Consider the following 13433-nt stretch of genomic DNA (forward strand, 5'->3'; position numbering starts at 1 on the left):
CGCCGCGTCGCCGCGCGGTGCCCCTCCCCCCCGCCCGTCAGAGATATCTTCCCCGAAGGGAAACATAAGACATGAACGAACTTACCAATTTCGCGAACCCGCTGGCGAAGCCCGAAACCTTCGACCAGATTCAGATCGGCATCGCATCGCCCGATCGCATCCGGTCGTGGAGCTTCGGCGAGATCAAGAAGCCCGAAACGATCAACTATCGCACGTTCAAGCCCGAGCGTGACGGCCTGTTCTGCGCGCGCATTTTCGGTCCGATCAAGGATTACGAATGCCTGTGCGGCAAGTACAAGCGCATGAAGTATAAGGGCATTGTCTGCGAAAAGTGCGGCGTGGAAGTGACCGTTTCGAAGGTCCGCCGCGAACGCATGGGCCATATCGAACTGGCAGCGCCGGTCGCGCATATCTGGTTCCTGAAATCGCTGCCTTCGCGCATCGGCCTGCTGCTCGACATGCAGCTCAAGCAGCTTGAGCGCGTGCTGTATTTCGAAGCCTATATCGTCACCGAACCCGGCCTCACTCCGCTGGAAAAATACCAGCTGATGACCGAGGACGAGCTGCTCGACGCGCAGGACGAATATGGCGAGGACGCTTTCTCCGCCGGGATCGGCGCGGAAGCGGTCAAGGCCATGCTGATGGACCTCGACCTCGAAACCGAGCGCGAAGACCTTCTGAAGGAACTGGCCGAGACCAAGTCGGAGCTGAAGCCCAAGAAGATCATCAAGCGGCTGAAGGTCGTCGAAAGCTTCATCGATTCGGGCAACCGTCCCGAATGGATGATCCTTGACGTCGTTCCGGTCATTCCGCCCGAACTGCGCCCGCTGGTGCCGCTGGACGGCGGCCGCTTTGCAACGTCGGACCTCAACGACCTGTATCGCCGCGTCATCAACCGTAACAACCGTCTGAAGCGGCTGATGGAGCTGCGCGCGCCGGACATCATCGTGCGCAACGAAAAGCGCATGCTGCAGGAATCGGTCGACGCACTGTTCGACAATGGCCGTCGCGGTCGCACGATCACGGGTGCCAACAAGCGCCCGCTTAAGTCGCTGTCCGACATGCTGAAGGGCAAGCAGGGCCGCTTCCGTCAGAACCTGCTCGGTAAGCGCGTCGACTATTCGGGCCGTTCGGTCATCGTGACCGGTCCGGAACTCAAGCTGCACCAGTGCGGCCTGCCGAAGAAGATGGCGCTCGAGCTGTTCAAGCCGTTCATCTATGCCCGCCTCGACGCCAAGGGTCTGTCGATGACCCTGAAACAGGCGAAGAAGTGGGTCGAGAAGGAGCGCAAGGAAGTCTGGGACATTCTGGACGAGGTGATCCGCGAGCATCCCGTGATGCTGAACCGCGCACCCACGCTCCACCGTCTCGGCATTCAGGCGTTCGAACCGGTGCTGATCGAAGGTAAGGCGATTCAGCTTCACCCGCTGGTCTGCTCGGCCTTCAACGCCGACTTCGACGGCGACCAGATGGCCGTTCACGTTCCGCTGAGCCTTGAGGCGCAGCTGGAAGCGCGCGTCCTGATGATGTCGACCAACAACATCCTGTCGCCCGCCAACGGCAAGCCGATCATCGTTCCGTCGCAGGACATGGTGCTGGGCCTTTATTATCTGTCGATGATGAAGGAAAAAGAGCCGGGCGAAGGCATGATCATCGGCGATATGGCCGAGGTACATCAGGCGCTCGACAGCGGCGCGGTGACGCTTCACACGAAGATCACCACCCGCGTTCCGCAGACCAACGACAAGGGCGAAGTCTATCTGAAGCGTGTCGAAACCACGCCGGGCCGCCTGCTGATCGGTGAGAAGCTGCCGCAGAGCCACAAAGTGCCGTTCGAAACGATCAACCGCCTTCTGACCAAGAAGGATGTCGGCGACGTCATCGACGAGGTCTATCGCCACACCGGTCAGAAGGAGACCGTGCTGTTCGCCGACGGCATCATGACGCTTGGCTTCCGCCACGCGTTCAAGGCCGGCATTTCGTTCGGCAAGGACGACATGGTGATCCCGGATTCGAAGGACGGGCTGGTCGAGGAAACCCGCTCGCTCGTCGCCGATTACGAGCAGCAATATCAGGACGGCCTGATCACCCAGCAGGAAAAGTACAACAAGGTCATCGACGCCTGGAGCCGTTGCGGCGATCAGGTGGCGAACGCCATGATGGACGAAATTCGTGCGGTGCGTCACTATGAGGACGGTCCGAACAAGGGTCGCGAAAAGCCGATCAACTCGATCTACATGATGTCGCACTCCGGTGCGCGTGGTTCCCCGGCGCAGATGAAGCAGCTCGCCGGTATGCGCGGCCTGATGGCGAAGCCGTCGGGTGAGATCATCGAAACGCCGATCATCTCGAACTTTAAGGAAGGTCTGACCGTCCTTGAATATTTCAACTCGACCCACGGCGCGCGTAAGGGTCTGGCCGATACGGCGCTTAAGACGGCGAACTCGGGCTATCTGACCCGTCGTCTGGTGGACGTCAGCCAGGACTGCGTCATCATCGAGGAAGATTGCGGCACCGAACGCGCGCTGGAAATGAAGGCGATCGTTCAGGGCGGTTCGACGATCGCGTCGCTCGGCGAGCGTATCCTTGGCCGTACCACGGCAGAGGATGTGGTCGATTCCAAGACGGGCAAGGTCGTCATCCCGACCGGCACCCTGCTGGACGAAGCGATGGTCGCGCAGATCGAAGAGATCGGCGTGCAGGGCATGAAGATCCGTTCGCCGCTGGTCTGCGAATCGAAGATCGGTGTCTGCGGCAAATGCTATGGCCGTGACCTCGCTCGCGGTACGCCGGTGAATATCGGTGAAGCCGTCGGCGTCATCGCGGCACAGTCGATCGGTGAACCGGGTACGCAGCTGACCATGCGCACCTTCCATATCGGCGGTGCGGCGCAGCTGAACGAACAGTCGAACCTTGAGGCTCCGGCCGACGGTACGGTCGAGTTCCGCGATCTGCGCATGATCGTCGACCAGCGTGGTCGCCGCGTGGTGCTGAGCCGTAGCGCAGAGCTTGCCATCCTCGACGAGGAAGGCCGCGAACGCGCGGTCCACCGCATCCCCTATGGCGCCTATGTGATGTTCGACGATGGTCACATCGTCAGCAAGGGCGACCGGATGGCGGAATGGGATCCGTACACCATGCCGGTGATCACCGATCACCCCGGTACGGTGAAGTATCAGGATCTTATCGACGGCAAGACGCTGACCGAACAGGTCGACGAAGCAACGGGTATCGCCCAGCGCGTCGTCACCGAATATCGCGGCAAGTCGAAGGAAGATCTTCGTCCGCGCCTTACCCTGACGGGCGAGGATGCGAGCGAGGCCGGTCGCTATATGCTTCAGCCGGGTGCGGTGATCAGCGTCGAGGACGGCGCACAGGTGAAGGCGGGCGACGTTCTTGCCCGTGTCGCCCGTGAATCGGCCAAGACGCGCGATATTACCGGTGGTCTGCCGCGCGTTGCCGAACTGTTCGAAGCGCGTAAGCCGAAGGAAAACGCGATCATCGCGAAGGTTTCGGGGCGCGTCGTGTTCGGCAAGGACTATAAGGCGAAGCGCAAGATCGGCATTCAGCCCGAGGACGGTGATGTCGTCGAATATCTGGTGCCGAAGTCGAAGGTTATCGACGTTCAGGAAGGCGACTATGTCAAGCGCGGTGAGAACCTGATCGGTGGTTCGCCCGATCCGCATGACATCCTCGAAGTGCTGGGCATCGAGCCGCTTGCCGAATATCTCGTCAGCGAGATTCAGGAAGTCTATCGACTTCAGGGCGTGAAGATCAACGACAAGCACATCGAGGTGATCGTTCGCCAGATGCTGCAAAAGGTCGAGATCACCGAGGCAGGCGATACCACACTGCTCCCCGGGGAGCAGGTCGACCGCGAGGAAATGGACGCGATCAACGAGAAGCTGGGCAAGAACCAGGCACCCGCTCAGGGCAAGCCCATCCTGCTCGGCATCACCAAGGCGTCGCTGCAGACCCGCAGCTTCATCTCGGCAGCGTCGTTCCAGGAAACCACGCGCGTCCTCACCGAAGCATCGGTGCAGGGCAAGCAGGACACGCTGATCGGCCTGAAGGAAAATGTCATCGTCGGCCGGTTGATCCCGGCAGGTACCGGCGCGGGCATGAACCGGATGCGGATTGCCGCAACCTCGCGCGACGCCGCCCTGCGTGCCCAGCAGCGCAAGCTGCAGGAAACGCTGATCGCCGCGAACAGCGCGAAGGAAGAGCATGAGGCCGAACTGGCGCAGGACCCGGTCGACGCGATGGTCACTTCCGATGCGCTGGAGCGTGTCGAGACCAGCGGCGATGGCAGCGACGAAGCGGCGGGCGATTATCTGAACAAGGACTGATCGCCGCTGCCGCTTCGCAATGTGCGAGCGTAAAAAAACCGCCGTCCGGCAGCTGTCGGGCGGCGGTTTTTCGTATCCGGAAAGGGGGATGGCGACGGCCGGAAATCGCCCTTTGCCGCAGGATATGACCGAAGACCGGGCTAAGCGTCTATAAAGTCTCCGAGTCCTTTCCTCTTCCGGAGATTCAGCCCGATGACTGGCCTGTTCGGCAAAACATCGCTGGCGACCAAAATCACGGTTCTGACGCTGGGCGCATTGCTGCTGCTGGCGCTGACCGTGTTCGTCGTGAGCACCCGCATCGTCACCGCAAACGCCACCCGCGCGGCGGAGGAAGCACAGGAAGCCAATATGCGGGTCGCATGGTCGGTGCTGCACAAATATGGCGCTGACTTTCGTCGCGACGGCGACACCATCTATGTCGGCGACAAGGCGATCAACGGCTGGAACGATCCGGTCGACGAAGTGAAGCAGCTGGTCGGCGGCACCGCGACAGTTTTTTCGGGCGATACGCGCGTCGCGACCAATGTGATGAAGGATGACGGCACGCGCGCGGTCGGGACCAAGCTTGCCCGCAACGCCGCGTATGACGCAGTGCTGGTGCGCGGCGAGCCGTATCGCGGTCAGGCCGATATTCTGGGAAAGCCGTTTTTTACCGCCTATGATCCGATCAAGAACAAAGCGGGCGAGACGATCGGCGTTCTCTATGTCGGTCTTCCCAAAGACAGCCTCATCGCCGATCTTCACGAACTGGAGGCGAAGCTGGGCGTCGCGGTCGCGCTGGTGACGCTGATCATGGCGGCGCTGACCTTCATCCTTGCCAATCGCATGTTCCGCCCGCTGGGCCAGCTGAGCGATGCGATGGGCAGAATCGGCAATGGCGATACCGAGATCGTCGTTCCTGCACGCGAGCGCGGCGATGAAGTCGGGCGCATGGCGGCGAGCCTGGAGGGCTTTCGTCAGGCAGCAATCGCAAAACGGTCGGCCGAAGCGCAGCAGGCAAAGGCCGATGCCGAACGACAGACCGTCCTTGCCCAGCTGGGAGCCGCGCTGGCGCGGATCGAGCACGGCAAGCTGACCACGCCGATCGACACCCCCTTCCCGCCCGCATTCGAACCGATCCGCCACAGCTACAACAGCGCGCTCGAATCGCTCTCCACGCTGGTCGGCGAAGTGAAGCGGCGCGCGGGCGCGATCCGCACCGGATCGGAAGAAATCACGCATGCGTCCGAAGACCTCGCCCGCCGGACCGAAGCGAATGCGGCAAGCATCGAGGAAACCTCCGCCGCGGCGACGCAGATCAACGAACGCCTGCGCTCCAGCGCGCAATCGGCGGGCGACACCGTCGCGCGTGCCGGTCAGGCGGGAACACTGGTGAAATCGGGCCGTCAGGTCACCGATGCCGCCGTTCAGGCAATGCAGCGCGTCAGCGAAAGCGCGCGCGGCATCGACGATGTGATTGAGGGGCTCGACAAGATCGCGTTCCAGACGCGCGTGCTTGCGATGAACGCCGCTGTCGAGGCAGGCCGGGCCGGGGAAGCGGGTGCAGGCTTCGCGCAGGTCGCCGATCTGGTGTCGGCACTCGCCATGCGCGCCGAAACCGAGTCGAGCCGCGCGCGCGAGCAATTGAGCGTCACTCAGTCCGAGATCGAAATCGCCGTGGGTGCGGTGGGTCAGGTCGATGGCGCGCTGGTCGAAATCGTCGAGGGCGTGAGCGAGGTGAACCGTCTGGTCAGCAGCATGGCCGACGATAATCAGGCGCAGGGGTCGGCGGTGTCGCAGGTGACGAGCGCGATCGGCACGCTTGAATCCTCGACTCAGCAAAATGCAGCGATGGTGGAACAGACCTCGGCCGCCGCGCGCAACCTGCTGGGCGATGTGCAGGCACTGGCCGAGGCTGCGGAGCGCTTCGAAACCGCACGTTCGGCGGCTGTGCGCGGCGCGCCCGCGCAATCGCTGAAGGCGGTGGAAATGGCGGCGTGACGCACGAATAATGCCTGCGTTTTCCCGGACCCTTCGCGAGCGAAACTCGTTGTCAGGGCAAAGCTGGAGCGGTTGATCTGATCTGCATCAGAACAACCATCCCAGATCATTGTTTTGACGTATTTTCTGAACCGCCAGGTGATTCCACCTGACTGGGAAATGCTCTGATGGGAGGCAGATGATGCGCGGCATCGTGACAGGAGTGATTGGCGGAGCGCTGGCCGGGGTCGGCATGACCGCTGTGATGATTGCGGAGCGACGGATAACCCGCCGCGATCCCCGGCGGGGCGCGGCAGGCGATGCGGTGAGGCCCGCCGTGCGCGAGGACCATGCGGCCGTCGACAAGGGCAACAGCGCCGGTCACCTGATCGCCTCGGCCGGGTTCGGCGCTACCTATGCGCTGCTGCGCCGGTGGGTGCCCGGCCTGCCTGCCGCCGGTATCGGCACCGCTTATGGTGCAGGCATCTATGCCATCGATATGGCGCGCGCCGTGCCTGAACACGTCGGCAAGGTCGAACGTAGCCCGCGCGCCGTCGCGGGTCAGGTGGCGCTGCAACTGCTGTTCGGGGCGGGCACCGCGCTCGCCGTCGCGATGATGACCCCGCGCGAGAATAAGAACGCCTGATACCAACCTGCAATAACGCGGACTCGCTGCCGGGATTGTCATCGCGAGAAGCGCAGCGACGAAGCGATCCAGCGATGCACGTGGCGGTTCTGGATTGCCACGCGCCTTCGGGGCTGGCTGCGCTTCTCGCAATAGCGGGTCTGGGTTGGGGGGGTGGCAGACGATGGCGGCCCCGGCCTGCGCCGGGGCGACGATCATGGAAATCAAGGTGCATATGAGCCGCTAACCCCATGGGTCGCCGCGGCTGATGCCGGGGCCGATAGCGTGCGGCGCTGTGGTCGCAGCAAACGGCCTGAGGCAAGGCTGCCGGCGCTTTGGTGCTCTGGCTCGCTTGACGTTGGTAAAACAGGTTCGGATCAACGCAGGTCGATATCAATCAACCGGGCGGGAGGCGGGTGAGCGAGGTTTCGACCGCCCGCTTTTCGTCTTCGCGAAGGTCGCTTTCCCCGTCGTCGCTTTCGACACGGGCTTCGTGCTCGCGTTCGGCCTCCGCCTCCAATGTTTCGGAAGCGAGCGGTTTTTCTTTCCTGTCGGTCATGGCAATCGGCCTTTGTTCAGCGTTCGGATAGTCTTCGAACGCCTCAGCCGAGCTATATCTCCACGATGCGCGTCGCCAGCCGCTCCGCCTCGCCATGATCATGGGTGACCATCAGGATCGGCAGGCGAAGGTCGTCGCGGACGCGCTCGATCACGGTCATGATCTCTTCGCGCCGGGGCCGGTCGAGTGAGGATAGAGGCTCATCAAGCAACAGAAAGCCCGGCAGGGAGAGCAGCGCACGCGCGATCGCGACCCGCCTTGCCTCTCCCCCCGACAGAGTACGCGGCCAGCGGGCGAGCAAATGGCCGATGCCGAGTACGTCGGTAAGCCGGTCCAGCTCCTCCCCCGCCCCTCTGGCGCCATATAGCAGATTGGCGCGCACGCGCAGGTGCGGGAACAGCCGCGGCTCCTGAAACACATAGCCTGCGCCGCGCCGTTCGGGGGGAAGGTTCACGCCGCTCGCCGAATCGAACAGCGTGCGGCCATTGACCACGATCCGTCCTCGTTCCGGGGTGAGCAGCCCGGCGATCATGTTGAGCGTGCTCGTCTTCCCGGCACCCGACGGGCCGAACAGCATTGTCAGCCCGTCGGGCGCGCTGAACCGACACGCGACCATCGCGTCGCCCACGCGGCGCTCGACATCGACTTCAAAGAACATGGAGCCCCCTGCCCGCGCGCCGGGTAAGCATTTCGGACGCGATCAGCGCGGCCAGCGCGAGCAGCACCGATATGCCCGCCAGCCGCAGGATCGCCGCGTCGCTGCCCGGCACCTGAAGCTTCGAATAAATAGCGAGCGGCAGCGTCTGGGTTTCGCCCGGAATGTTTGAGACAAAGGTGATCGTAGCGCCGAACTCGCCCAGCGCGCGGGCAAAGCCGAGCACCGCTCCGGCGATCAGGCCGGGCAGGCTGAGCGGCAACGTGATGGTACGGAACACGCGCCACGGCCCCGCGCCCAGCGTACGGGCGGCGCTTTCCAGCCTGGTATCGACCGCCGCAATCGAAATCCGCATCGCGCGGACCATCAGCGGCAATGCCATCACCGCCGCCGAGATCGCCGCGCCGGTCCAGCGGAACAGCACCGTGCCGCCGAACAGATCGATCAGCAGCGCGCCCAGCGGCCCCTGCGGCGCAAAGGCAAGGAGCAGCATCCATCCGGTAACCACCGGCGGCAGGACGAGCGGCAAATGGATGATGCCGTCGAGCACGACCTTGCCCGGAAAGTCACGCCGCGCGAGCAGCCATGCCAGCGCGAATGCGAGCGGCAGGCTGCACAATATCGCGACACCGCTGACCTTCAGCGACAGGGTGACGATCCCCCATTCCTCCGCCGACAACATCAGCGGGTGGCAAAGCCGAACCGGCGGAAGATGGGAGCCGCCCGACCGATTAGGAAGCGGCGAAATGCCTCTGCTTCCGGGTTGGTCGATGCCTTTAACCGCGCGACCGGATAGCGGATGGGGGGATGCGAATTGTCGGGAAACACGCCCGCGACGCGGACTTTCGGCGACGCCGCCGCATCGGTCGCGTAGACGATGCCGAACGGTGCTGCGCCGCGCTCGACCAGCGCCATCGCGGCGCGGACATTCTCCGCCTGCGCGACTCTGGGACGCACGGCATCCCAGATGCCGAGCGATTCGAGCGCTGCCTTGCCATATTTGCCCGCCGGCACCGAATCGTAAGCCGCCATGGCGATCCGCCGATCACCGATCAGCCGCGCCAGATTGACGCCGGGTTTCAGCGTCAAATGCCCCTTCACCGAAGCAGGCACGATGAGCACCAGATGGTTGCCGAGGAACGTCGTGCGGCTGCCCGGCACGATCTTTCCCTGCTGATCGAGATAATCCATCCATGCTTCATCGGCGGACACAAACAGATCGGCCGGCGCGCCGGTCGCTGCCTGCCGCGCCAGTGCCGAGCTTCCCGCGAACGACAGCACCGGGCGCGGATGCCCTGATTTCGCCCAGGCATCGGCAACGGCGTTCATCGATTCCTGAAGGCTGGCGGCGCACAGCACCAACGGCCCCTTTTGCGCTGCCATGGCGGGTCCGCCCGACAATGTCGCGAGCAGCAATATGCATGTGGCAAGGAAGTTCTTCATTATAATCCCGATGGTAAAATACCGATGCGCTATATTTCGCGATATATAGCAATGATCGGCATGGCGATACGCTCCCTCCTTTCCGCTGGCTGCATCGTCAGCACCTTCGTTGCGCCCCCTGCACGGGCGCAGGACAATTCGCGCCTCACCGTCCATGGCCAGCTGCGCGCCCGGGTCGAGGCGCTGGACGGACAGTTCCGACCGGGCGCTGCTGGTTCCGATGCGGTGCTGCTGCTGCAAACCGATATCGCCGCGGAATATCGCGGTGCCGGCTGGCGGATCGGTGGCGAGCTGGTCGATGCGCGCGGTTATTTCGAGCGCAGAAATTCATCGATCAGCACGAATGAGGTCAATGCGATCGAACCGGTTCAGGCCTATATCGGCGCCGATCTGGCGAAGGGGCTCAGCGCGACGGCCGGCCGGTTCACGCTTGCCCTCGGCAATGGCCGGCTGGTCGCGCGCAACAATTTTCGCAACACCACCAATGCCTTTACCGGCGCGCGGCTCGACTGGAAGCGCGACGATGCGACGGCGACTGTGTTCTGGACAATGCCGCAGCGCCGCCTTCCCGACAATGCGGCGGATATTCGCGACAATGCGGTCCGGTTCGATAAGGAAGGCAGCGCCGAGCAGTTTTTCGGCGGCTATGTCAGCCTGAAGTCGGGACAACACGATACGCTGGATCTGTATGCGCTCCGCCTGATCGAGCGCGACGCGGCCGATTTCGCGACACGCGACCGGCATTTGCTGACCAGCGGCGTCCGGTTCGAACGCGCCCCCTCCCCTGCCAGAGCCGATGCCGAGATCGAGGCTGCATGGCAGACCGGATCGACGCATCGCACCAGCGCACCGACCGATACGGATCGGGTCGGGGTAACCGCATGGTTCGCCCATGCCGAAGCGGGATGGACCTTTGCCGCGCCATGGCGTCCTCGCATCGCATTGTTGTTCGACTATGCCAGCGGCGACAGCGGCAAGGGGCGCTATGGCCGGTTCGACTCGCTGTTCGGCGCGCGGGTGCGCGAATTCGGTCCGACCAGCTTTTACGGTCCGGTCGGCCGATCGAACCTGATCAGCCCAGCGATCCGCATCGAAGCGGTGCCCGAAAAAGCATGGGATGTTGTCGCTACGGTGCGCCTGCTCCGGCTCGACAGCGCGACCGACAGTTTCGCCAATAGCGGGGTGCGCGATCGGAACGGCGACGCCGGGCGAAACGCCGGAGCGCAATTGGACGGCAGGGTCCGCTACTGGCTGGTCCCGAAGCGCGCCCGGCTTGCGCTGGGCGCGGCATGGCTCAGCAAAGGCCGGTTTCTCACCTCCGCAGCCAATGCGCCCGCCACCGGCGATACGCATTATGGCTATGCGGAGGTGACGTTCAGTTTCTGATGGACGGCAGCGCTTATTTGCGCCCGGTCATCTGACTGATCGCGCTGCGGCCCATATTCGCGATCATCTCGCCGATCTCGCGCGCCTGCGCTACTGAGCGGCCGCCCTGTTCGCGCATATACTCGGACTGAATGCGCATCACTTCGCTCAGGTCGTTCGCCTTTGCGGCTTCGCGCATGGCGCGGAACGCTTCCTGCGTATTGGTTTCGGCCTGATCGAGCATCTTCATGCCCAGTTCCGAACCGGTTTCCATCATCGTAGATGCACTCTCGCGCATCCGGTCAGCTGCCTCCTGCCCCGCAGCCTGCATCTTTTCGCCAGCCTGCTTCGCGCTTGTTTCCGCCATTCGCTATCTCCTTTAGGTCGGCCGGGAACGGTGGATAATAACGAGCATTCCCGCGTCCGGTGGACGCGCGAGATGCCGTTACGGTTCCCTGAACTTCGAAGGCGAAAGCAATATTTCCTGTTAATGTAAGCGTGGCTTCCTGAGGCAGTCGTCATCGCGAGAAGCGCAGCGACGAAGCGATCCGGCGATGCGGATGCCGCCGCTGGATTGCCGCGCCCCTTCGGGGCTCGCAATGACAATCGCTGGTCACGATCCGGTTTCGGAACCATGAACGCGCGATATCAATTATCGTCGCCCATTTTCAGCGCCGCGATGAACGCTTCCTGCGGGATGCTGACCGAACCATATTCGCGCATCCGCTTCTTGCCTTCCTTCTGCTTTTCCAGAAGCTTGCGCTTACGCGTAATGTCGCCGCCATAGCATTTCGAGGTCACGTCCTTGCGCAGCGCGGCAATCGTTTCGCGTGCAATCACCTTGCCGCCGATCGCCGCCTGAATCGGGATCTTGAACAAATGGCGGGGGATCAGATCCTTCAGCCGCTCGCACATATGCCGCCCGCGTGCCTCTGCCTGACTGCGGTGGACGATCATCGACAGCGCATCGACCGGCTCGCCATTGACCAGCACGTTCATCTTCACAAGGTCGCCCTCGCGATAGCCGATCTGTTCATAGTCGAAGCTGGCATAGCCACGGCTGATCGATTTCAGACGGTCATAGAAATCGAAGACGACTTCGTTGAGCGGCAGTTCATAGCTGACCTGCGCACGCCCGCTGACATAGGTCAGGTTCGTCTGAATACCGCGGCGGTCCTGACAGAGTTTCAGGATCGGCCCCAAATATTCATCGGGCACGAAGATATCGGCCTTGATCCACGGCTCCCACACTTCATCAATCGTGGCGGGATCGGGCATGTCCGCCGGGTTGTGAAGCTCCACCTCCCCCGCATTATGGTTGAGCTTGATTTTGTACACCACGCTCGGCGCGGTGGTGATGAGGTCGAGATCATATTCGCGCGTCAGCCGCTCCTGAATGATCTCAAGGTGCAGCAGGCCGAGAAAGCCACAGCGGAAGCCGAAACCGAGCGCAGCGGAGCTTTCCATCTCATAGCTGAAGCTCGCATCGTTCAGGCGCAGTTTGCCGATGCTCTCCCGCAGCTTTTCGAAATCATTGGCATCTACCGGGAACAAGCCGCAGAACACTACCGACTGGACTTCCTTGAACCCCGGCAACGCCTTGGCAGCGGGCTTCTTGGCGTCGGTGATCGTGTCGCCGACCGCCGTCTGCGCCACTTCCTTGATCTGCGCGGTGATGAAGCCGACTTCGCCGGGGCCAAGCTCGTCGAGCTGGGTCAGCTTGGGGCGGAAACAGCCGACACGATCGACCGTATGCGTCGTTTCATTCTGCATGAACTTGATGAGCTGACCCTTTTTGATCCGCCCGTCCATCACGCGCACCAGAATGACGACGCCGAGATACGGGTCGTACCACGAATCGACCAGCATGGCTTTCAGCGGTGCATCGCCATCGCCGGTCGGCGGCGGCACGCGCTCGACAATCGCGTCGAGGATTTCCTCGATACCGATCCCCGCCTTGGCGCTGGCCAGCACCGCGTTCGAGGCATCGATGCCGATAATATCCTCGATCTCGGTCCGCACCTTTTCGGGTTCGGCGGCGGGAAGGTCGATCTTGTTGATGACGGGCACGATTTCATGGTCGTGCTCGATCGACTGATAGACGTTCGCCAGCGTCTGCGCCTCGACCCCCTGCGCCGCATCGACGACAAGCAACGCGCCCTCGCACGCGGCAAGGCTGCGCGACACTTCATAGGCAAAGTCCACATGGCCCGGCGTGTCCATCAGGTTGAGGACATGCCCCTTCCAGTCGAGCCGCACCGTCTGCGATTTGATGGTGATGCCGCGCTCACGCTCGATATCCATATTGTCGAGCACCTGCTGCGACATTTCGCGCTCGGTCAGCCCGCCGGTCCGCTGGATCAGCCGGTCGGCAAGCGTGGATTTGCCATGATCGATATGCGCGATGATAGCGAAGTTGCGGATCTTGGATGTATCTATGGCCATGATTCCGCCGCCGTTAGCAGGATGCGGGCCAAG

10 protein-coding genes are annotated in these 13433 nt (G+C 62.7%); 4 read left to right on the forward strand and 6 right to left on the reverse strand.

Going from position 1 to position 13433, the window contains the following annotated elements:
* Window positions 1-71 precede the first annotated feature (71 nt).
* The 3 genes from rpoC (at window position 72) to EV664_RS06900 (ending at window position 6954) form a co-directional block, all read left to right on the forward strand.
* On the forward strand, window positions 72-4349 hold the full coding sequence (gene rpoC / locus EV664_RS06890; RefSeq protein WP_133494948.1) for a DNA-directed RNA polymerase subunit beta': 4278 nt from the start codon (window positions 72-74) through the stop codon (window positions 4347-4349).
* A gap of 192 nt (window positions 4350-4541) precedes the next feature.
* Window positions 4542-6329, forward strand: a complete 1788-nt coding sequence (locus EV664_RS06895) for a methyl-accepting chemotaxis protein (RefSeq protein WP_133494949.1) — start codon at window positions 4542-4544, stop codon at window positions 6327-6329.
* A gap of 178 nt (window positions 6330-6507) precedes the next feature.
* On the forward strand, window positions 6508-6954 hold the full coding sequence (locus EV664_RS06900; protein WP_133494950.1) for a hypothetical protein: 447 nt from the start codon (window positions 6508-6510) through the stop codon (window positions 6952-6954).
* Between the two features lie 376 nt (window positions 6955-7330).
* Here EV664_RS06900 and EV664_RS19160 read toward each other — a convergent pair whose 3' ends face one another.
* The 4 genes from EV664_RS19160 to modA are packed head-to-tail and all read right to left on the reverse strand — an operon-like array spanning window position 7331 to window position 9590.
* Window positions 7331-7492: a hypothetical protein gene (locus EV664_RS19160; protein WP_162848785.1), complete on the reverse strand. Its 162-nt coding sequence runs from the start codon at window positions 7490-7492 to the stop codon at window positions 7331-7333.
* A 52-nt stretch (window positions 7493-7544) separates the two neighbouring features.
* A complete protein-coding gene (locus EV664_RS06905; RefSeq protein ID WP_133494951.1) occupies window positions 7545-8150 on the reverse strand; it encodes an ATP-binding cassette domain-containing protein in 606 nt (201 codons plus the stop codon).
* A complete protein-coding gene (gene modB, locus EV664_RS06910; RefSeq protein ID WP_133494952.1) occupies window positions 8140-8829 on the reverse strand; it encodes a molybdate ABC transporter permease subunit in 690 nt (229 codons plus the stop codon). Before modB ends, EV664_RS06905 begins: the two co-directional genes overlap by 11 nt.
* Entirely contained in the window at window positions 8829-9590 is a 762-nt protein-coding gene (modA, locus tag EV664_RS06915) for a molybdate ABC transporter substrate-binding protein (RefSeq protein ID WP_133494953.1), read from the reverse strand. Before modA ends, modB begins: the two co-directional genes overlap by 1 nt.
* Before the next feature lie 60 nt (window positions 9591-9650).
* Between modA and EV664_RS06920 the strand changes: the two genes are divergently transcribed.
* Window positions 9651-10976: an alginate export family protein gene (locus EV664_RS06920; RefSeq protein WP_162848786.1), complete on the forward strand. Its 1326-nt coding sequence runs from the start codon at window positions 9651-9653 to the stop codon at window positions 10974-10976.
* A 13-nt stretch (window positions 10977-10989) separates the two neighbouring features.
* On the opposite strand, the gene EV664_RS06925 is transcribed toward EV664_RS06920, so the two are convergent.
* Both EV664_RS06925 and lepA read right to left on the reverse strand, forming a co-directional pair.
* On the reverse strand, window positions 10990-11322 hold the full coding sequence (locus tag EV664_RS06925) for a phasin family protein (protein WP_133494955.1): 333 nt from the start codon (window positions 11320-11322) through the stop codon (window positions 10990-10992).
* Between the two features lie 281 nt (window positions 11323-11603).
* Entirely contained in the window at window positions 11604-13400 is a 1797-nt protein-coding gene (gene lepA / locus EV664_RS06930) for a translation elongation factor 4 (RefSeq protein ID WP_133494956.1), read from the reverse strand.
* Between the last annotated feature and the right edge of the window lie 33 nt (window positions 13401-13433).

It is taken from the genome of Stakelama pacifica (assembly GCF_004361835.1).
In the GTDB taxonomy this organism is placed as follows: domain Bacteria; phylum Pseudomonadota; class Alphaproteobacteria; order Sphingomonadales; family Sphingomonadaceae; genus Sphingomonas; species Sphingomonas pacifica.